This is a genomic window from Curtobacterium sp. SP.BCo (assembly GCF_051903265.1).
Taxonomy (GTDB): domain Bacteria; phylum Actinomycetota; class Actinomycetes; order Actinomycetales; family Microbacteriaceae; genus Curtobacterium.
In genome coordinates, this window is sequence record NZ_CP194337.1 from 1,673,931 (window position 1) to 1,693,204 (window position 19,274).

Annotated in this window: 16 protein-coding genes and 2 tRNA genes; 13 read left to right on the forward strand and 5 right to left on the reverse strand. The window is 69.8% G+C overall.

The features are described 5' to 3' along the window. Positions 1 to 186: 186 nt before the first annotated feature. The gene (locus tag ACRQ4B_RS08065) at positions 187 to 1,218 is read right to left on the reverse strand and encodes a LacI family DNA-binding transcriptional regulator (protein ID WP_439694182.1); all 1,032 of its coding nucleotides are present in this window, start codon (positions 1,216 to 1,218) and stop codon (positions 187 to 189) included. A 155-nt stretch (positions 1,219 to 1,373) separates the two neighbouring features. Between ACRQ4B_RS08065 and ACRQ4B_RS08070 the strand changes: the two genes are divergently transcribed. The 7 genes from ACRQ4B_RS08070 (at position 1,374) to ACRQ4B_RS08100 (ending at position 10,474) form a co-directional block, all read left to right on the forward strand. Next, positions 1,374 to 2,669 (forward strand): ABC transporter substrate-binding protein, encoded by a 1,296-nt coding sequence (locus ACRQ4B_RS08070; protein WP_439694183.1) that lies wholly within the window; start codon positions 1,374 to 1,376, stop codon positions 2,667 to 2,669. Further along, complete coding sequence (locus tag ACRQ4B_RS08075; RefSeq protein WP_079238565.1) at positions 2,669 to 3,547, forward strand: carbohydrate ABC transporter permease; 879 nt, start codon at positions 2,669 to 2,671, stop codon at positions 3,545 to 3,547. The genes ACRQ4B_RS08070 and ACRQ4B_RS08075 overlap by 1 nt, the downstream gene beginning before the upstream one ends. Further along, positions 3,544 to 4,509 (forward strand): carbohydrate ABC transporter permease, encoded by a 966-nt coding sequence (locus ACRQ4B_RS08080; RefSeq protein WP_439694184.1) that lies wholly within the window; start codon positions 3,544 to 3,546, stop codon positions 4,507 to 4,509. Before ACRQ4B_RS08075 ends, ACRQ4B_RS08080 begins: the two co-directional genes overlap by 4 nt. Continuing rightward, positions 4,509 to 5,891 carry a glycoside hydrolase 5 family protein gene (locus ACRQ4B_RS08085; protein WP_439694185.1) on the forward strand — a complete coding sequence of 461 codons (1,383 nt, stop codon included), beginning with the start codon at positions 4,509 to 4,511 and terminating at the stop codon, positions 5,889 to 5,891. Before ACRQ4B_RS08080 ends, ACRQ4B_RS08085 begins: the two co-directional genes overlap by 1 nt. Before the next feature lie 36 nt (positions 5,892 to 5,927). Continuing rightward, a complete protein-coding gene (locus ACRQ4B_RS08090) occupies positions 5,928 to 8,954 on the forward strand; it encodes an alpha-mannosidase (RefSeq protein WP_439694186.1) in 3,027 nt (1,008 codons plus the stop codon). Positions 8,955 to 9,037: 83 nt separating this feature from the next. Then, positions 9,038 to 9,955 carry an endo-beta-N-acetylglucosaminidase H gene (locus ACRQ4B_RS08095; protein ID WP_439694187.1) on the forward strand — a complete coding sequence of 306 codons (918 nt, stop codon included), beginning with the start codon at positions 9,038 to 9,040 and terminating at the stop codon, positions 9,953 to 9,955. A gap of 228 nt (positions 9,956 to 10,183) precedes the next feature. Continuing rightward, positions 10,184 to 10,474 (forward strand): DUF1905 domain-containing protein, encoded by a 291-nt coding sequence (locus tag ACRQ4B_RS08100; protein ID WP_439694188.1) that lies wholly within the window; start codon positions 10,184 to 10,186, stop codon positions 10,472 to 10,474. A gap of 64 nt (positions 10,475 to 10,538) precedes the next feature. On the opposite strand, the gene ACRQ4B_RS08105 is transcribed toward ACRQ4B_RS08100, so the two are convergent. After that, positions 10,539 to 10,612: transfer RNA gene (locus ACRQ4B_RS08105), tRNA-Gly, on the reverse strand. A gap of 53 nt (positions 10,613 to 10,665) precedes the next feature. On the opposite strand from ACRQ4B_RS08105, the gene ACRQ4B_RS08110 reads away from it, so the two are divergent. The 5 genes from ACRQ4B_RS08110 (at position 10,666) to ACRQ4B_RS08130 (ending at position 13,959) form a co-directional block, all read left to right on the forward strand. Further along, positions 10,666 to 10,989, forward strand: coding sequence for a hypothetical protein (locus ACRQ4B_RS08110; protein WP_439694189.1), 324 nt, complete (start codon positions 10,666 to 10,668; stop codon positions 10,987 to 10,989). Positions 10,990 to 11,046: 57 nt separating this feature from the next. Then, positions 11,047 to 11,123, forward strand: a tRNA-Pro gene (locus ACRQ4B_RS08115). A gap of 51 nt (positions 11,124 to 11,174) precedes the next feature. Beyond that, positions 11,175 to 12,482, forward strand: coding sequence for a trigger factor (tig, locus tag ACRQ4B_RS08120; RefSeq protein WP_439694190.1), 1,308 nt, complete (start codon positions 11,175 to 11,177; stop codon positions 12,480 to 12,482). 158 nt (positions 12,483 to 12,640) lie between these two features. After that, positions 12,641 to 13,270: an ATP-dependent Clp protease proteolytic subunit gene (locus ACRQ4B_RS08125; protein WP_439694191.1), complete on the forward strand. Its 630-nt coding sequence runs from the start codon at positions 12,641 to 12,643 to the stop codon at positions 13,268 to 13,270. 29 nt (positions 13,271 to 13,299) lie between these two features. Then, positions 13,300 to 13,959, forward strand: a complete 660-nt coding sequence (locus ACRQ4B_RS08130; RefSeq protein ID WP_097180535.1) for an ATP-dependent Clp protease proteolytic subunit — start codon at positions 13,300 to 13,302, stop codon at positions 13,957 to 13,959. 66 nt (positions 13,960 to 14,025) lie between these two features. Here ACRQ4B_RS08130 and ACRQ4B_RS08135 read toward each other — a convergent pair whose 3' ends face one another. Beyond that, positions 14,026 to 14,637, reverse strand: a complete 612-nt coding sequence (locus ACRQ4B_RS08135; protein ID WP_439694192.1) for a copper resistance CopC family protein — start codon at positions 14,635 to 14,637, stop codon at positions 14,026 to 14,028. A gap of 50 nt (positions 14,638 to 14,687) precedes the next feature. Next, positions 14,688 to 15,422 (reverse strand): YcnI family copper-binding membrane protein, encoded by a 735-nt coding sequence (locus ACRQ4B_RS08140; RefSeq protein ID WP_439694193.1) that lies wholly within the window; start codon positions 15,420 to 15,422, stop codon positions 14,688 to 14,690. Positions 15,423 to 15,614: 192 nt separating this feature from the next. Here ACRQ4B_RS08140 and clpX point away from each other — a divergent pair, with 192 nt between their 5' ends. Further along, positions 15,615 to 16,895 (forward strand): ATP-dependent Clp protease ATP-binding subunit ClpX, encoded by a 1,281-nt coding sequence (gene clpX / locus ACRQ4B_RS08145; protein ID WP_439694194.1) that lies wholly within the window; start codon positions 15,615 to 15,617, stop codon positions 16,893 to 16,895. 197 nt (positions 16,896 to 17,092) lie between these two features. On the opposite strand, the gene ACRQ4B_RS08150 is transcribed toward clpX, so the two are convergent. Beyond that, on the reverse strand, positions 17,093 to 19,120 hold the full coding sequence (locus ACRQ4B_RS08150; RefSeq protein ID WP_439694195.1) for a M3 family metallopeptidase: 2,028 nt from the start codon (positions 19,118 to 19,120) through the stop codon (positions 17,093 to 17,095). Between the last annotated feature and the right edge of the window lie 154 nt (positions 19,121 to 19,274).

Sequence of the window (19,274 nt, forward strand, 5' to 3'; positions counted from 1 at the left end):
AAGTCCGGCGCGCACGTCGGGCGTCCGGACGATCCGCGATCGGCGTGTCGTGGTCGCGCGTGCCGGGACTCGCACGGTGCGAGGTCGCTCCACGGTGCGAGGTTCCGCCTGCCGTGTGAGAGTTGCGGCGTCGCACCGTGCACGGAACCTCGCACACTGCGGGCGCAGCCTCGCACGCTGCGAGGCTCAGGGCCGGACGCGCCCGGTCGACTCCCGCACGCTCAGGGTCAGCGACGGCCCGGGTCGGGACGGCAGCGGCGACCCGGCGTCGATCTGCTCGCGCAGGAGCGTCGCCGCACGCTGCCCGAGCTCGACCGTGTCGCGGGTCAACGAGGTGATCGACGGTCGGACGAGCCGGACCATCGCCGAGTCGTCGAACGACACGACGGACACGTCGCCCGGCACCGCCACGCCCATCTCGCTCGCCACCCCGAGGCCGGCGACCGCCAGCACGTCGTTGTCGTAGACGATCGCGGTGGGGCGGACGCTCCGGGACAGCAGCGCTCGGGTCGCGGCCGCGCCGGCCTCGGCGGAGTAGTCGGTCGGGATCGACACCGCGTCCTCGAGTCCCTCGGTGGTGGTGAACGCCCGGACACGGTCGATCCGCATCGCGGTGTGCTCGAACTCCGGTCGTCCGGCCACGTGGGCGAGCCGGCGGTGCCCGAGTGCGTGCAGGTAGCGCAGTACGGTGTCGGTGGCGTCCGAGTCGTCGATCCACACGCTCGGCGCCGTACCCTCCGGTGACGGGTGCGACCCGACGACGACGGTCGGCATGCCGAGTTCGGCGAGCAGGGCGAGTCGCTCGTCGTCGCGCCGCGGGTCGATCACGATCACGCCGTCGACCCGGTGTCCACGCCACCAGTCCCGGTAGGTGTCGAGCTCCTCGGCGGCGTCGCGTGCGACGAGCAGGTTCATGCCGACGTGGGAGCCGGCGAGCCCGAGCTGGATGCCGGAGATCAGGTCGCCGAAGAACGACTCGGTGCCGAGCGTCCGGGCCGGCCGGTTCAGCACGAAGCCGATCGACCCGGCCTTCGCGCCGCCGAGGGCACGTGCTGCGGTGTGCGGTTGCCAGTCGAGTTCACGGGCGACGGCACGGACCCGGGCACGGGTCTCGTCGGACACCCCGGGCCGGTCGTTGAGCGCGAAGGAGACCGCGCTGATGGACACGCCGGCGCGAGCGGCGATGTCGGCGATCGTCGTGCGACGGTTCTTGGCCACAGACTTGACTATAGCGCTTTAGTTCGCAAACATCGCTGCCATTGCACGAACTGGCCCATCCAACTGAACCGGTTCAGCACCATCCGCAGCGCGACGAAGCAGCAGTCGCAGCACGACGAAGCAGCTGTCGCAGCACGACGAAGGAGTCACGAGCGATGAAGAACACCACACGCAGGACGACGGGACGCGCCGTGGCGCTCCTCGCCGGAGCGGCCGTCACAGCCCTGGCGCTGACCGCCTGCTCGAGCGGCAGCGGTGCCGACAGCGGCAGCGGGAGCGGGAAGGTCGAGGGGTCGATCACCCTGCAGACCTGGGCGCTGACCCCGACCTACACGGACTACCTCAACGGCGTGATCAAGGACTTCGAGAAGCAGTACCCGGACGCGAAGGTCAAGCTCGTCGACCAGCCCGGCGACGGGTACGCCGACAAGGTCCTCAGCCAGGCGTCGTCGAACTCCCTGCCGGACGTGATCAACCTGCCGCCGGACATCGCGCTGCCGCTCGCCAAGCGCGGGTTCCTGCAGGACGTGGCGAAGGACGACCCGAAGCTCTCCAGCACCTACGTCAAGGGTGCGTTGGCGGCGTACGACTACAAGGGCGTCGACGGCACCTTCGGTTACCCGTGGTACCTCAACACGGACGTCGACTACTGGAACAAGAGCATGTTCGAGCAGTGCGGCCTCGACCCGGCGAACCCGCCGAAGACCACGGACGAGCTCTTCTCGCAGGCCGAGACCATGCACCAGAAGTGCCCGGACGACTACCTGATGAGCCGCAAGCCCGGCCTGTCGGACTTCTCGCTCGCCGGCGTGAGGATCATCAACGACCAGGGCACGAAGTTCACCTTCGCGAACTCCTCGAAGGCCGCCGACCTCATCGCGAAGTACGCCAAGGCCTACAAGGAGGGCCTCATGCCCTCGTCGGTCCTGAACACCGACTACCTCGGCAACTCCACCCTGTTCACGCAGGGCAAGGTGGCCTGGACCACCGGCGGCGCCACGGCGATCAGCGACTTCGAGAAGAACAACCCGTCGCTCAAGGGCAACATCGTCGTGTCCGCGGCGCTCGACAACCCGCCGCTGTACGTGCAGGGCCTCAGCGTCAGCGCAAAGAGCAAGCACGTCGCAACGGCCGAGGCACTGGCCGCCTTCATGACGAACGCGAAGAACCAGGAGGCGTTCGCGCACCTGGTCAACATCTTCCCGTCGACCACCTCGTCGCAGTCCGACCCGTACTTCTCGAAGGACGACGGCACGGTCGAGGGGAAGGCCCGCGTGCTCGCCAACGACGCGCTGAAGACCGCGAAGAACCTCAACCCGGTCGAGGCGAACTCGGCGATGACGGACTTCCTCGACCAGCAGATCGCGCTGGCGATGAAGGGCGGCACGACCCCCGAGAAGGCGCTGCAGACCGCGCAGACCAAGATGAACAGCCTGCTGGCGAACAGCTGATGCGCGCCAACCGCTGGTTCACGCCCTGGCTGCTCGTCCTGCCGGCGCTCGTCTGGTTGCTCGCGTTCAGTCTCTGGCCGTCGATCAACACCGTCCGGCTGTCGTTCACGAACGCCAGCCCGCTCGGGGGCGTGAGCCAGTGGGTGGGCCTGCAGAACTTCGAGACGCTGCTCGCAGACCCACAGGTCTGGGAAGCGCTCCTCAACAGCGTCATCTACATGGCGGTGTGCCTGCCGCTCCTGACGGTGCTGCCGCTCCTCATGGCGGTGCTCGTCGAGCGGAAGCTCCCCGGCATCGCGTTCTTCCGCACCGCGTACTACACGCCGGTGATCGCCAGCGCCGTGGTCGTCGGGCTGATCTGGAACTGGATCCTCGACGACCGCGGGGTCATCAACGAGATGGCGCAGCACCTCGGGATCGTGCAGAGCTCGATCCCGTTCCTCACCGACCGGTGGCTGCTGGTGTTCAGCGCGATCAGCCTGACGGTCTGGAAGGGCCTCGGGTACTACATGATCATCTTCCTGGCGGCCCTCGGGAACGTCGGCAAGGACCTGCACGAGGCCGCTGCGCTCGACGGCGCCGGTTCCGTACGGCGGTTCTGGTCGGTGACCATGCCGGGCGTCCGCGGGACGATGACCCTCGTCGGCATCCTCGTCTGCGTGAGCGCGCTCCGGGTGTTCAGCGAGCTCTACATCCTCACCAACGGCACGGGCGGACCGGGCGGGCAGGACAACTCGCTCGTCATGCTCATCCAGCAGTACGCCCGCGGCTTCACCGGCAACCTCGGCTACGCGTCCGCCCTGAGCCTCCTGCTCTTCGTCGTGACGCTCATCCCGATGCTCGCCCTCGCCCGGATGAACAGCAAGGCGGACAAGTGACCAACACGACCTCGACCACCGAACCCGCCCTCGGGGGCGCCGCCGGCGCGGCCGCACCCGCGCCGGACGTGGCCGGCGCGACGGACGCGGGCCGTGCCTCCAGGCCGCCCCGCAAGCGGCGCCGAGCCGCGTGGGGCGTCATGTCCACCCGCGAGAAGGTGCTCCGCTACGTCCTGCTCGTCGTGGTGCTCTTCATCACCATCGGGCCGTTCCTCTGGCAGCTGTCCACCTCGCTCAAGGGCACCGGTGAGGACATCTACACGGCGAACCCGTCGTTCATCCCGACCCGACCGACGTTCGGCAACTACCTCCGGGTCGGCGAGGCGATCCCGGTGTTCGGGTACATCGGCAACTCCCTCGTCGTCGCCGCGATCGACGTGCTCGGGAACATCCTGTTCGCCACCCTCGCCGGCTTCGCCCTCGCACGGCTGCAGTGGCGGTTCCGCAAGGCGGTGCTCGGCCTGTTCCTGGCGACCCTGGTGCTGCCGGGCGAGGCGACGATCATCTCCCAGTTCGTCACCGTGAAGGACCTCGGCCTCGCCGATTCCCTCGTCGGCGTCGCCCTGCCCGGGATGATCGCCGCGCTCAACGTCCTGCTGATGTTCAACGCGTTCCGGCAGATCCCCGAGGAGATCGACCAGGCCGCCGTGATGGACGGGGCGAACGCCCTCCAGCGGCTCCGGTACATCTCGCTGCCCGCCGTGCAGGGGACCATCGCCGTCATCGCGATCTTCTCGTTCATCGGCGCCTGGGACGACTTCCTCTGGCCGCTCATCGTCCTGCAGTCCCCGGACAAGCTGACCCTGACGGTCGGGCTGCAGTACCTGCAGGGCACGTTCGCGACCGACCAGCGGATGATCGCGGCCGGCACGATGATCGCGTTCATCCCGATCGCGGTGATCTTCGCGATCCTGCAGCGCTTCTTCTTCAAGGGCGTCGAAGAGGGCGGGGTGAAGGGCTGATGCGCTTCGGCGTCAACCACACCCCGTCGGTCGGCTGGTTCCACTCGTGGCTCGACTTCTCACCGTCGGACACCGCGCGCGACCTGGAGCAGATCGCGTCGCTCGGCGCTGACCACGTGCGGATCTTCCCGCTCTGGCCGGTCGTGCAGCCCAACCGGACCCTCATCCGGCAGTCCGCGCTGCGGGACGTCGCCACGGTGGTCGACATCGCGGGCTCATTCGGCCTGGACGTCAACGTCGACGCGTTGCAGGGACACCTGTCGAGCTTCGACTTCGTGCCGTCGTGGCTGGACAGCTGGCACCGGCGGAACATGTTCACGGACCCGGAGGTCGTGGCGTCCACCGCCGCGTACGTGGAGGCGCTCGCCGCAGCGGTCGCCGACAAGCCGAACCTCCTCGGGATCACCATCGGCAACGAGGTGAACCAGTTCGCGCACGCGCCGCACCCGGCACCGCACGACATCACGGCGGAGCAGGGGCACGCGTGGGCGGCGGCGATGGTCGCCGCCGCCCGGCGAGGCCTGGCCGGTGCGTCCGGTGCGTCCGGTGCCGCCGGTGCGTCCGGTGCGTCCGGTGCATCCGGCCTGGAGGCACGGCACGGCTCCGCCCCGCTGGTGACCGTCGCGCAGTACGACGCGGCCTGGTACGACGACGCGCAGCCGTTCGGACCGGAGCACGCGGCGGACCACGGCGACGCCACGGTCACGCACTCGTGGGTGTTCAACGGCTCGGCGGCACTGCACGGCGCACTCGGACCCGGGTCGGTGCGGCACGGGGAGTACCTTCTCCAGCTCGCCGCCGCCTGGAACCGCGACCCCGCCCGGCCGAACTGGCTCCAGGAGGTCGGCGCCCCGACGAACGTCGTCGACCCGGACGACGCCGCCGCGTTCACCGAGCAGACGATCCGCCACGTGCTCGACACGCAGCAGGCGCTCGGGGTCACGTGGTGGTGCTCGCACGACGTCTCGCGGTCACTCGCGGACTTCCCGGAGCTCGAGTACGACCTCGGCCTGTTCACGAACGACGGCCGGCTGAAGCCCGCGGGGGAGGCCTTCGCAGCGCTCGCCCGCTCGGCCGGCCATCGCGCCGTGACGCCGGCGGCCCCGACGTCGACCGCACTCGTGCTCGACGACGTGCTCCCCGACGGCTCCGACCGGGCCGGTGTGCGCGCCGACTGCGCCCCCGGCGGACGGTTCGCCGCCGCGTGGCTCGACCTCGCCGTCCAGGCACCGGACGGCCGGGGTCCACAGGTCGTCCTGCGCTCCCGCACGTCCGACACCGCCCTGCTCGACGCCCGCGGCATCACCCGGTGCGTCGAGGTCCCCGACGACACCCCCACCGCCGCCCGGCTGTCGGTCGCCCACCCGGCGACGATGGCCTGACCGCACGCACGTTCCCGCACCACCAGGAAGGTCCCCATGCACGACGACATCCCCCTCACCACCGGCCGGGCGCGACGCGTCCTCGACGAACGGATCCTGCCGGCCGTGCACGCGACGGCGACGTCGCTCGACACCGGGTGGCACGAGCTGCCGGGGGAGCCGATCCCGCCGTCGGAAGGGCTCGCGCTCGAGTTCACCCCGTACGAGGTGGGCACGACGTGGGGTGCCGCGTGGGGTACGACGTGGTTCCGGCTGACCGGGACCGTCCCGACCGACTGGGCCGGTCGTCGGGTGGAGGCCGTCATCGACCTCGGGTTCGACAAGAACATGCCCGGCTTCCAGTGCGAGGGGCTCGTGTACCTGGCCGACGGCACGCCGGTGAAGTCGATCAACCCGCGGAACCAGTGGGTGCTCGTCGCCGAGGAAGCGGTCGGCGGCGAGCCCGTCGAGCTGTTCGTCGAGGCGGCGTCCAACCCCGTGCTGCTCGACTACCACCCCTTCCTCGTCACGCACGAGGGCGACGTCCAGACCTCGTCGTCGAAGCGCCTGTACACGTCGCGCCGGATGGACCTGGCCGTGTTCGAGTCCGAGGTGCACGAACTCGCCCTCGACATCGACGTCCTGCTCGAACTGCAGGCCGAGCTGCCCGAGGGCCCCCGCCGGATGCGCATCCTGCAGGCGCTCGACGACGCACTCGACCGCCTCGACCTGCAGCACATCGCAGCGACCGCCGGGGACGCCCGAGCAGCGCTCGCCGAGGTGCTCGCCGCCCCGGCCGAGGCCTCGGCGCACACGATCTCCGCCGTCGGCCACGCGCACATCGACTCGGCGTGGCTGTGGCCCGTCCGCGAGACCATCCGGAAGGTCGCCCGCACCACCTCCACGATGACCGAGCTCATCGACCAGACCGACGACTTCCTGTACGGCATGTCGAGTGCGCAGCAGTACGCCTGGATCAAGGAGCACCGGCCCGAGGTCTACGCCCGGGTGCAGGCCGCGGTGCAGGCCGGACGGTTCCTGCCGATCGGCGGCATGTGGGTCGAGTCCGACACCGTGATGCCGACGGGCGAGAGCATCGTGCGGCAGTTCTCGCAGGGCCAGCGGTTCTTCGAGCGGGAGTTCGGCATCCGACCGAAGGGCGTCTGGCTGCCGGACAGCTTCGGGTACTCGCCGGCGCTGCCGCAGCTCATGCGCCGCGCGGGTTTCGAGTGGTTCTTCACGCAGAAGATCTCCTGGAACCAGGTGAACAAGTTCCCGCACCACACGTTCCTCTGGGAGGGCATCGACGGCTCGCGGGTGTTCTCGCACTTCCCGTCGATGGACACCTACAACTCGCGGCTGTCCGGCAGCGAGGTCGCGAAGGCCTCGCGGCAGTTCCGCGAGAACCGACTCGCCACCGGGTCGATCGCGCCCGTCGGCTGGGGTGACGGCGGCGGCGGCACCACCCGCGAGATGACCGGCACCGCGAAGCGCCTGGCCGACCTCGAGGGCAGCGCGAAGGTGCGCTGGGAGCACCCCGACGTGTTCTTCGACCGCGCGAAGGCCGAGCTCGCCGACCCGCCCGTGTGGGTGGGGGAGCTCTACCTCGAGCTGCACCGCGCCACGCTCACGAGCCAGCACGGCACGAAGCAGGGCAACCGGCGGTGCGAGCAACTCCTCATCGAGGCCGAGCTCTGGGCGACGACGGCCGCGGCACGGACCGACTTCGCCTACCCGTACGACGAGCTGGACGCCCTCTGGCAGCAGGTGCTGCTGCAGCAGTTCCACGACATCCTGCCCGGCACCTCGATCGCCTGGGTCCACCGCGAGGCCGTGGCGAAGTACGCCGAGACGGCCGCTGCCCTCACCGCGATCATCGAGCGCGCCCTGTCGGCACTGGCCGGTCCCGGCGACGCGACGGTCGTCGTGAACCCGGCCCCGTTCCTCCAGGCCGGTGCGCCCGCGCAGGGTGCGGTCCTGGCGACCGACGTGCCGGACGCGACCCCGGTGACGCTCACCGCGCAGGACGGTGGTCACGTCCTGGCGAACGACCTGGTGCGGGTCGTCGTCGACGGACGCGGTCTCGTGACGAGCGCCGTCGACCTGACCACCGGACGCGAGGCGATCGCGGCCGGCCAGGCAGCGAACCTGCTGCAGCTGCACCAGGACTTCCCGAACATGTGGGACGCGTGGGACGTGGACCGCTACTACCGCAACCGGGTCGAGGACCTGGTCGCGGTGACGTCGGTGGACGCGTCGGTGGACGCCGACGGTGTCGCACGGGTGGTCGTGCAGCGCGCGTTCGGCGACTCGACCGTGCGCCAGGAGATCACGCTCGCGCCGGGCTCCCGGACGCTCGAGTTCGGCCAGACGACCGACTGGCACGAGACCGAGAAGTTCCTCAAGGTGGCATTCCCGCTCGACGTCCGCGCCGAGCACACCGTCGCCGAGACGCAGTTCGGCGCCCAGAAGCGGGTGACGCACACGAACACCTCGTGGGAGGCCGCGAAGTTCGAGACCTCGATGCACCGCTACGTGCTCGTCTCGGAGCCGGGCTTCGGCGTCGCGCTCGTCAACGACTCGATCCACGGGTTCGACACCACCCGTGACGCCGTCGACGGGCACGTCACCACGACAGTGCGGCTCTCGCTGCTCCGGGCACCGCGGTTCCCCGACCCCGAGACCGACCAGGGCCTGCAGACGCACCGGTACGGCATCGTCATCGGCACCGACCAGCTCGGAGCGACCTCCGCCGGCGTGCGGATGAACGCGGGGGCGCGGGCCGTCACCGGGGCGCACGGCTTCGCGCCGCTCGTCGAGGTGTCCGGCGACGTCGTGCTGTCGAGCGTCAAGCTCGCCGACGACCGGTCCGGCGACCTGGTCGTCCGCGTGTACGAGCCGGTGGGGCAGCGGGGGACCGGTGCGATCGCGGTGTCGGACGCCGACGGGGCCGTCTTCGGACCGGCCACCGAGGTCACGTTGCTCGAGGAGCCGCGCGGCGGTGCTGCCGCCCTCGACGCGTCGTCCTTCGCCGTCGACGCCTACGAAGTGCGCACCGTCCGCTTCCCGCGCGTGCGCGGCTGAGACCCCGGCGCCGGGACTCCGGGTGTCCCGGCGCCGGCCCGGTCGGCGACCGCCGGCCGGTTCGTCACTCGAAGAGGAGTGTCATGAAGAAGTCCATCAAGTTCGGGATCGTGGCGGCCATCGCCGCGATGGTGGCGGCGCCGCTCGTGCCGTCCGCAGCGACGGCAGCGCCGACCGCGGGTGCCGCGCCGGCCTCGACCGCCGCGACGAAGTCGGGGCCGACGAGCATCGCGTACGTCGAGGTGAACAACGACCAGCTCGCCAACGTCGGCCGCTACCAGCTGGCGAACGGTGCGAACGCGTTCGACGTCGCGATCATCTTCGCCGCCAACATCAACTGGAACGGGTCGAAGGCCGTCCTGTACAACAACGACAAGGTGCAGGCGACGCTCGACGCCGCCGCCACCCAGATCAAGCCCCTGCAGGCGAAGGGGATCAAGGTGTCGCTGTCGATCCTCGGCAACCACCAGGGCGCCGGCATCGCCAACTTCCCGACCCAGGCCGCCGCTTCGGACTTCGCCTCGCAGGTCGCCGCCACCGTCACGAAGTACGGGCTCGACGGGGTCGACCTCGACGACGAGTACGCCGACTACGGCACGAACGGCACCCCGCAGCCGAACCAGCAGTCGATCGGTTGGCTCATCACCGCGCTGCGCGCCCAGATGCCGAGCAAGCTCATCTCGTTCTACGACATCGGCCCGGCGGCGTCGTCGCTGTCCTCGTCGAGCAGCACCATCGGCTCGAAGCTGGACTACGCGTGGAACCCCTACTACGGCACCTACTCGGCGCCGTCGATCCCGGGGCTGTCGAAGTCGAAGCTGTCCCCGGCCGCGGTCGACATCCAGAACACGGCGCAGTCCACCGCGGTGTCGCTCGCGTCGCGGACGGTCGCTGACGGCTACGGCGTGTTCATGACGTACAACCTGCCGGGAGGCGATAAGTCTGCCTACGTGTCCGCCATGACCCAGAAGCTCTACGGGCAGGCCGCGACGTACCGGTAGTCGCGTCCGCAGCGGCGGCTCGCGCCCCGCGTCTCCTCGGCACCGGCCGGGAGGCGCGGGGCGCGTCCGTCTCGCGGGTTGCGTCCGTTGCTCCTGGCCGGCATGCCAGTGTGCGAGGTTCCGCGCACGGTGCGACGGCCGAAGCGTCGCACAGTGCGCGGAGGCTCGCACACTGTCGGCGCAGCGTCGCACCGTGCGGGGCTGGTCGGGTGGTCGTACGATCGCGGCGTGGAGCTCGAGTTCGACGGCGAGGTGACCGAGTGGCGCGGGCCGGCGCCGTTCTACTACGCGGTCGTGCCCCCGGACACCGCCGAGGTCATCCACGAGCTCGCCCCGGTGCTGACCTACGGGTGGGGAGTGATCCCGGCACGCGTGACCATCGGTTCCGTGAGCTGGACGACGTCGCTCTTCCCGAAGGACGGCGGGTACCTCGTGCCGCTGCGGGCGGCGGAGCGCAGGCGTGCGAACGTCGAACTGGGCGATGCCCCGACGATCACCCTCGAACTCGGTGGGCCATGATCGTCAGCAAGCGGGGGTGGAGGGGATGACGGGAATCGAGCGTCGGCGCAGTGCCAGCTGGAAGTGGAGGGGATGACGGGAATCGAACCCGCGTGGCCAGTTTGGAAGACTGGGGCTCTACCATTGAGCTACATCCCCGCGCTGCGCACGTGTCGCAGCCCGACCATCGTAGCGGACGAACGAGTACCGACATGCCACCCCGTGTGATGCTCCCGCCGACCGACGCCGATGCCCGGCGGATCAAGCGGTCCCGGGTCGTCTCCTACGTGCTCGTGCTCTTCGCCGCGGTCGTGTTCTCGCTGCGGCCGGAGGTCTTCGGTGATCCCCAGGCGCAGCCCGCGCACACGTTGCTGCACGTGTGGCGGGTCATCGCCGGGTTCGCGCTGGTGGTCGCTGCGCTGGTCGTGCAGGTCGCGGTCGGCGTGCAGTGGCGCCAGGGGCTGCGACGACGCGCGGGAGACGACACGGAGGACGACTCCGAACCTCCCGGGAACCGACCACCAGGGGACCGCTAGACTCATCGGCGTCGCATGCGCCTGCCGGCGTGAGCGGACACCCCTGGCCCAGTCGAACGGGGCGTAGCTCAGCTTGGTAGAGCGCCCGCTTTGGGAGCGGGAGGTCGCAGGTTCAAATCCTGTCGCCCCGACCAGGTCCACCAGAACACCGACCACACGAACGTCAACCAACAGGAGTACTCCCCTTGGCCACCAGCACCGTCGACAAGGTGAGCGACACCCGCGTCAAGCTCACCGTGAACGTGACGCCGGAAGATCTCAAGCCGAGCATCGACCACGCCTACAAGCACATCGCCGAGCAGATCAACATCCCCGGCTTCCGCAAGGGCAAGGTCCCGCCGGCGATCGTCGACCAGCGCGTCGGCCGCGGCGAGGTCCTCAACCACGCCGTCGGTGACGCCATCGACAACTTCTACCGCCAGGCGGTGGAGGAGCAGGAGTTGCGCATCCTCGGTCGCGCCGAGGCCGACGTCGCCGAGCTCCCGAACGTCAAGGACTTCACGGGCGACCTCGTCCTCACCTTCGAGGTGGACGTGCGTCCCGAGTTCGACCTGCCGGAGTACGACAAGTACGAGCTGACCGTCGACGCCGTCGAGGTGTCGGACGACGAGATCGAAGAGGAGCTGCAGAACCTGCGCACCCGCTTCGGCACGCTCGTGACGGTGGACCGTCCGGCGACCACGGGTGACTTCGCCCAGATCGACCTGACCGCCACCATCGCTGACGACGAGGTCGACTCGGCCACCGGCGTCTCCTACGAGATCGGTTCGGGCGACCTGCTCGAGGGCATCGACGAGGCGCTCGAGTCCCTCACCGCCGGCGAGTCCACCACCTTCGAGTCGAAGCTCGTCGGCGGCGACCGCGAGGGCGAGACCGCGCAGATCGCCGTGACCGTCACCGCCGTCAAGGAGCGCGAGCTCCCCGAGGCCGACGACGAGTTCGCGCAGATCGCCAGCCAGTTCGACACGATCGACGAGCTGAAGGCGGACCTCAAGGAGCAGATCGCGAAGTCCAAGACCTTCGGTCAGGGCGCCGCGGCTCGCGACAAGCTCGTCGAGAAGCTCATCGAGGACGTCAACATCCCGATCTCGGAGAAGCTCATCGAGGACGAGGTGCACCGTCACCTCGAGCAGGAGAACCGCCTCGAGGACGACGAGCACCGCAAGGAGGTCTCCGAGTCCAGCGAGAAGGCCTTCCGCTCGCAGATCCTCCTCGACTCCATCGCCGAGAAGGAGGAGATCCAGGTCTCCCAGGAGGAACTGACCCAGTACCTCATCCAGGCTGCGGCGCAGTACGGCATGGAGCCGGGCGAGTTCATCAAGGTGATCGACCAGAACGGGCAGATCCCGGGCATGGTCGGCGAGGTCGCCCGCTCGAAGGCGGTCGCGACCGTCCTCTCCAAGGTGACCGTCAAGGACTCCAACGGCGACGACGTCGACCTCTCCGCCTTCACGGCGGGCGTCGCACAGACCCCCGCGGAGGACGCGGAGTAGTCCGCGACCACCTCTCGGACTGGAGGCGCGGTGCCAGCTGGCACCGCGCCTCCAGTCCGTTTGCGGGCCACCCGCATTGCCGACAGCGAACAGACGCGAAGTGGTGCGTTGCACCCGATAAGTTCGACAACAAGCGACAACTGAACGGGAGCTTTTCCATGGCCGAAGCAACACTGAACCCCAGTGTTTTTGACCGCCTTCTGAGAGACCGGATCGTGTGGCTCGGCTCCGAGGTCCGCGACGACAACTCGAACGAGATCGCAGCCAAGCTGCTGCTGCTCGCCGCCGAGGACCCTGAGAAGGACATCTACCTCTACATCAACTCGCCCGGCGGCTCGATCACCGCCGGCATGGCGATCTACGACACGATGCAGTTCGTGCCGAACGACATCGTCACGGTGGGCATCGGCCTCGCCGCGTCGATGGGGCAGTTCCTGCTCTCGTCCGGCACCCCGGGCAAGCGCTACATCACGCCGAACGCCCGCGTGCTCCTGCACCAGCCGTCCGGTGGCTTCGGCGGGACCGCTGCCGACATCCAGACGCAGGCGAAGGTCATCCTCGACATGAAGCAGCGGATGGCGGAGCTCACGGCCGAGCAGACCGGCAAGTCGATCGAGCAGATCCTCAAGGACAACGACCGCGACAACTGGTTCACGGCGCAGGAAGCCCTCGAGTACGGCTTCGTCGACCACCTCCGTGCCTCGTCGGCCGAGGTCATCGGCGGTGGCGGCACCGTCGGCGACGGCGAGACCCCCACCGAAGCGGCCGAGCCCGACGCCCAGTCCTGACCCGACCCACCGAAGAAAAGGAAACGAGAATGCATCTCCCCATGCTCGGTGGCGCGCAGAACGTCCCGGCCCCCACTGATCGGTACATCCTGCCGAGCTTCGAAGAGCGCACGGCCTACGGCTACAAGCGGCAGGACCCGTACGCGAAGCTGTTCGAGGACCGCATCGTGTTCCTCGGCGTGCAGGTCGACGACGCGTCGGCCGACGACGTCATGGCCCAGCTGCTCGTGCTCGAGTCGATGGACCCGGACCGCGACATCGTGATGTACATCAACTCGCCCGGTGGCTCGTTCACCGCGATGACGGCGATCTACGACACGATGCAGTACATCCGTCCGCAGATCCAGACGGTGTGCCTGGGCCAGGCGGCCTCGGCCGCGTCGGTGCTCCTCGCTGCCGGCACCCCCGGCAAGCGTCTCGCGCTGCCGAACGCCCGGGTGCTCATCCACCAGCCCGCGACCCAGCAGGGTGGCGGTCAGGCGTCCGACATCGAGATCCAGGCGGCGGAGATCCTCCGCATGCGCACCTGGCTCGAGGAGACGCTGTCGAAGCACTCGAACCGCACGCCGGAGCAGGTCAACAACGACATCGAGCGCGACAAGATCATGTCCGCCGAGGAAGCCCTCGAGTACGGCCTGATCGACCAGGTCCTCACGAGCCGCAAGAACCTGCCGGCGCTCGTCAAGTAACACCGACGCACCGCACGAGGAAGGCCCCGCACCGATCGGTGCGGGGCCTTCCTCGTGCGGCGGGCGTCAGTCCTCGTCGGAGTCGTCGGCAGCCGGAGCCGGGCGGCGACGGAGGAGCAGCAGGACGGCGACGACGACGCCGACCAGGACGATGCCCCCGGCGCCGATCCAGAGCGCGTCGGACGCAGCGGACCCGCCGCCGCCCGACGCCGTGCCCGTGGTCTCCGCGCCGGCGCTCGCGTCGCTGCCGGCGGTGGCGCAGACCGGCGGCTTCGCGGAGCCCGTCGCCGGGGTGAAGCCGGACGGGGCGTCCCAGGTGAAGGCGTACTCGTCCGACACGGTGTGGCCGTCCGCGGAGACGATCTGCCACTCGACGGTGTACTTGCCGGAGGCGCCGAGTGCGGCCTTCGTGGTCATCGACGGGCCGTCGACGTCGAGGCAGCCGTCCTCGTAGTACTTCCCGTCCGGGCCGACGACCCGGTAGGCGAACCCGGAGTCGCTCCCGCCGATGTCGAGCAGCTTGTCGTTCGTGGTGATCTCGAACGCCTCGGGCAGCGACGTCAGCGTGCCGTCCACCTTCGGGGTCGAGGCGACCATGTAGTTGTGCGCGCTGGCGGGACCGGCGAGTCCGAGGACCGCACCGCCCGCGATGGCGACGGATGCGGCGGTGCCGGCCACGAGCCTCCAGGCCCGCGACCGCCCACGCGCACGACGCTCGACGCGGTGCATCACTTGGAGGCGCTCCGACGGCGCGTGTTCGCGACCGCGACCACCAGGGCGACGGCGCCGAGCACCAGACCGCCGAGGCCGAGGAAGCGGCCGACCAGGTCGGGGTCGGCGGGGGTGGTGGACGATGCGGCGGCGGCCTCGGTCGCCTCGGCACCGTGCGCGCCGTGGTCGTCGTCGTCGCCGGCGGCCTCCGCCGCGGTCAGCGTGATCGAGGGCGCGGGGTGCTCCGGCTCGGCCTCGCCGGCCTTCTGCTCCTGGTTCCAGTCGACCGAACCCCTCTCGCAGGTCTGCACGACGGGGAACTCGACGATGTCTCCGGCCTTGCCGTCGGGCAGCGAGAAGGAGAGCGAGAAGGTGTCGCGCTCGTCGGCGGGGAGCGGCGTCTTCGCGGTGTAGACGACGCTCGTGACGCGCTCGCCGGCGTCCTCGGCGGACTCGTCGTCGCTGGCGGCCGAGGCGCTCGTGTACGGCTCGGTCGTCTTCGTGATCGTCCAGTTCGGGTTCACCGTCGGGGTCACCTCGATGATCGACTCGGGCACCTCGAAGGCGATCCGCGTGGTCGGCGACCCGTCGCAGCCGTGCGGCAGCGAGAACGTCGCCGTCGTGTACGAGTTCGCCGCCGTCGAGGTGGCGGTGGCCGACACGTGGGCGCTGGCGACACCAGCGGTGCCGAGGACGATCGCAGCGGTGACGCCGAGGGTCGCGGTGCCGACGACGGCGAGACGCTTGGGCATGGGGTTCCTTCCGGAGCAGAGTTCTACAAGTTGTAGAGAAGTCGAGGACACGGTAGCAGGATCGAACGCCCTGGGCGAACGCGTCGGACGAAACCGGCCCGGCGTCGCGGTCGGTGTCACCGGTTGCGATTAGGCTCGTCCACAGTCGGGCAGGGCATCGGCCTGCACCGGTCAACCAGGGAGGGCACCGACATGGCACGCATCGGGGAGAGCGCTGACCTGCTCAAGTGCTCCTTCTGCGGCAAGAGCCAGAAGCAGGTCCAGCAGCTGATCGCCGGTCCCGGCGTGTACATCTGCGACGAGTGCGTCGAGCTGTGCAACGAGATCATCGAGGAGCGTCTGGCCGAGGCGGGCGAGGACACCGGCAGCGGTGAGTTCGAGCTCCCGAAGCCGCGCGAGATCTTCGACTTCCTGCAGGAGTACGTCATCGGGCAGGACCCGGCGAAGCGCTCCCTGGCCGTGGCCGTCTACAACCACTACAAGCGGATCCGTGCGCAGGGGCAGATCACCGCGGCGGAAGACCGCGACGACGTCGAGATCGCGAAGTCGAACATCCTGCTGATCGGCCCCACGGGCTGCGGCAAGACCTACCTCGCCCAGACGCTGGCGAAGCGTCTCAACGTGCCGTTCGCCGTCGCGGACGCCACCGCCCTCACCGAGGCGGGCTACGTCGGCGAAGACGTCGAGAACATCCTCCTCAAGCTCATCCAGGCGGCCGACTACGACGTGAAGCGTGCCGAGACCGGCATCATCTACATCGACGAGGTCGACAAGATCGCCCGCAAGGCCGAGAACCCCTCGATCACGCGCGACGTGTCGGGCGAGGGCGTGCAGCAGGCGCTGCTCAAGATCCTCGAGGGCACGGTCGCCTCCGTGCCGCCGCAGGGCGGTCGGAAGCACCCGCACCAGGAGTTCATCCAGATCGACACGACGAACGTGCTCTTCATCGTGGCGGGTGCGTTCGCCGGGCTCGAGGACATCGTCTCCTCCCGCGTCGGCAAGCGGGGGATCGGGTTCGGGGCACCGCTGCACAGCGCCACCGACCACCAGGACCTCTACGCCGAGGTCCTGCCGGAGGACCTGCACAAGTTCGGGCTCATCCCCGAGTTCATCGGTCGTCTCCCGGTCGTGACCACGGTCTCGCAGCTCGACCAGTCGGCGCTCATGCAGATCCTCACCGAGCCGAAGAACGCCCTGGTGAAGCAGTACCAGCGGATGTTCCAGATCGACGGGGTCGAGCTGGAGTTCGACCGTGGTGCGCTCGAGGCCATCGCCGACCTCGCCGTCCTGCGGCAGACCGGTGCCCGCGGTCTCCGGGCAATCCTCGAAGAGGTGCTCGGCCCGGTGATGTTCGACGTCCCCTCGGAGGACGACGTCGCACGGGTGGTCATCACGCGTGAGTCCGTGCTCGAGAACGCTGCGCCGACGATCGTGCCGCGGCCCCGGGCGAAGCGCGTGGAGAAGTCGGCGTAGTCCGCCGCTCGGAGGGCCCGGGCCGTCGGCGCGGGCCCTCCGTCGTCAGGGGAGTCGCTGCAGCTCGCAGGCCGCTGTCTGATTCTTCCCACCGAGGTTGCGATGGAACGTGAGATCGGGCGTACCTGGTCGGAACTTCCGACCAGGTACGCCCGGTTCCGCTCGGCACGCCCGGAAGCGCCCGGCGCCGCGGCCCGCTACTCCAGCCCGCGGCGACGCAGCAGCGGTCCGACCTCGGCGTCACGGCCGCGGAAGTCGCGGTACGCCTCGAGCGGGTCCTTCGCGCCGCCGACGCCGAGCAGCCTCGACGCGAACCGCTCGCCGACCTCCCGCGAGAGCCCGCCGTTCTCGCGGAACCACTCCACCGTGTCGGCGTCGAGCACCTCGGACCAGATGTAGCCGTAGTACCCGGCGTCGTAGCCGCCCGAGAACGTGTGGGCGAAGTACGTCGACGAGTAGCGCGGCGGGACGGCCTCGACCGCGATCCCGGTGTCCTGCAGCGCCTGACGCTCGAACGCCTCGACGTCCGTGACCTCCGCGGCGGCGGCTGCGGAGAGCCGGTGCCACGCCTGGTCGAGCAGCGCTGCGGCGAGGTACTCGGTGGTCGCGAAGCCCTCGTTGAAGCCGGCGGAGTCGCTCAGGCCGAGTACGAGCTCCGGGGGCAGCGGCGCACCGGTCTCGTGGTGCTTGGCGTAGTTCGCCAGCACCGACGGCCACGACACCCACATCTCGTTCACCTGCGAGGGGAACTCGACGAAGTCACGCTCGACGTTCGTGCCGGAGAACCGCGGGTAGGTCGTGCGGGCGATGAGTCCGTGCAGCGCGTGTCCGAACTCGTGGAAGAGGGTCTCGACCTCGTCCTGGATGAGGAGCGTCGGGGACCCCGCGGCCGGCTTCGCCACGTTGAGGTTGTTCACCACGACGGGCAGCGTGCCGAGCAGCGCGGACTGCTCGACGACCGGGTTCATCCACGCACCGCCGCGCTTGCCGTCCCGCGTGTAGAGGTCGAGCAGGTACAGACCGACCTGCTCGCCGTCCGACCCGAGCACCTCGAACACCCGGACCTCGTCGTTGTAGCCGTGGAGGTCCGGGCGCTCCGTGAAGGTCAGGCCGTAGAGCTCGCCGGCGGCGTGGAAGACCCCGTCGTGCAGGACCCGGTCGGCCTCGAAGTACGGCCGGAGCGCCGAGCTGTCCGCCGCGAACTGCTCGCCGCGCAGGATCTCGGTGGCGTACGCCCAGTCCCATGCCTCGACGTCGAACCCGACGGTGCGGGACCGGACGGCGCGCTCGTCGTCCGCGTTCGCCGCGGCGGCCGGCACGAGCGAGGACAGCAGGCCCTCGACGGCCTCGGGCGTGCCCGCGGTCTCGTCGGCGGTGACCACGGCGGCGTGGTTCGGGAAGCCGAGCAGCTCGGCCCGCTCGGCACGGAGCCGGACGATGCGGAGCAGAACTGCGCGGTTGTCGTGCGCGTTGCCCCGGCGCCCACGGGACAGGGACGCCCGCATGATGCGCTCGCGCAGGGCACGGTTCGCCAGGGACGCGAGCCACGGGTGCCCGGTGTAGAGCGGCAGGCTGATGAGCCAGCCCTCGAGCCCGCGGTCGGCGGCAGCACCGGCGGCGGCGGACTTCGCACCGTCGTCGAGACCGTCGAGCTCGGCTTCGTCGGTCACGTGCACCGCGAGGTCGTTCGTGTCCTCGAGCAGGTTCCGCTCGAAGGTCGTGGTGAGCGTCGAGAGCTCCTGGTTGATCGCGGTCAGGCGTTCCTTGCCGGCGTCGTCGAGCCCGGCGCCCGCGAGCGTCATCTCGGTGTACGTGCGCTCCACCAGTCGGCGGTCCTCGTCGGTGAGGTCGGTGCGGCTGTCGAGCCCGTCCCGGACGTCGCTGACCCGCGCGTAGAGCCGGCTGTCGAGGGTGATCGCGTCGCGGTGGGCGGCGAGCAGCGGGGAGACCTCGGCCTCGAGGTCGTGCAGCTCCGGCGTCGAGTCCGCCGACGACAGCGTGAAGAACACGTGGCTGACGCGGGCGAGTCGCTGGCCGGTGCGCTCGAGCGCGACCAGCGTGTTCTCGAAGGTCGGGGGCTCGGTGGAGGCGGCGATCGCCTCGACCTCGGTGCGTTGCTCGGCGAGGCCCGCGTCGAAGGCGGGTCGGTAGTGCTCGAGTCGCACGTCGCGGAACGGCGGGAGGGCGTAGGGGAGGGTGCTCGGTTCGTCGAACGGGGTTGCCATGGCAACCACCCTACGGACGGGAGGCCCGTGGCGGCCCCGCCCCGCGCCTCCCGTCCGTCCTGTGGGTACGTTCCATCCCATCGCGGCCGACCTGGAAAGCGGAATCGCGCATGGGAGGCAGGACGGAACTGCCTCCTACGCGCGGAACGGCCTC

What these genes read in the sequence shown, in the direction of transcription:
- ACRQ4B_RS08070 (WP_439694183.1), top strand. Translation starts at nt 1,374, where the DNA reads ATGAAGAACACCACACGCAGGACGACGGGACGCGCCGTGGCGCTCCTC.
- ACRQ4B_RS08075 (WP_079238565.1), top strand. Translation starts at nt 2,669, where the DNA reads ATGCGCGCCAACCGCTGGTTCACGCCCTGGCTGCTCGTCCTGCCGGCG.
- ACRQ4B_RS08085 (WP_439694185.1), top strand. Translation starts at nt 4,509, where the DNA reads ATGCGCTTCGGCGTCAACCACACCCCGTCGGTCGGCTGGTTCCACTCG.
- ACRQ4B_RS08090 (WP_439694186.1), top strand. Translation starts at nt 5,928, where the DNA reads ATGCACGACGACATCCCCCTCACCACCGGCCGGGCGCGACGCGTCCTC.
- ACRQ4B_RS08095 (WP_439694187.1), top strand. Translation starts at nt 9,038, where the DNA reads ATGAAGAAGTCCATCAAGTTCGGGATCGTGGCGGCCATCGCCGCGATG.
- ACRQ4B_RS08110 (WP_439694189.1), top strand. Translation starts at nt 10,666, where the DNA reads ATGCCACCCCGTGTGATGCTCCCGCCGACCGACGCCGATGCCCGGCGG.
- ACRQ4B_RS08125 (WP_439694191.1), top strand. Translation starts at nt 12,641, where the DNA reads ATGGCCGAAGCAACACTGAACCCCAGTGTTTTTGACCGCCTTCTGAGA.
- ACRQ4B_RS08130 (WP_097180535.1), top strand. Translation starts at nt 13,300, where the DNA reads ATGCATCTCCCCATGCTCGGTGGCGCGCAGAACGTCCCGGCCCCCACT.
- ACRQ4B_RS08140 (WP_439694193.1), bottom strand. Translation starts at nt 15,422, where the DNA reads ATGCCCAAGCGTCTCGCCGTCGTCGGCACCGCGACCCTCGGCGTCACC.
- clpX (WP_439694194.1), top strand. Translation starts at nt 15,615, where the DNA reads ATGGCACGCATCGGGGAGAGCGCTGACCTGCTCAAGTGCTCCTTCTGC.
- ACRQ4B_RS08150 (WP_439694195.1), bottom strand. Translation starts at nt 19,120, where the DNA reads ATGGCAACCCCGTTCGACGAACCGAGCACCCTCCCCTACGCCCTCCCG.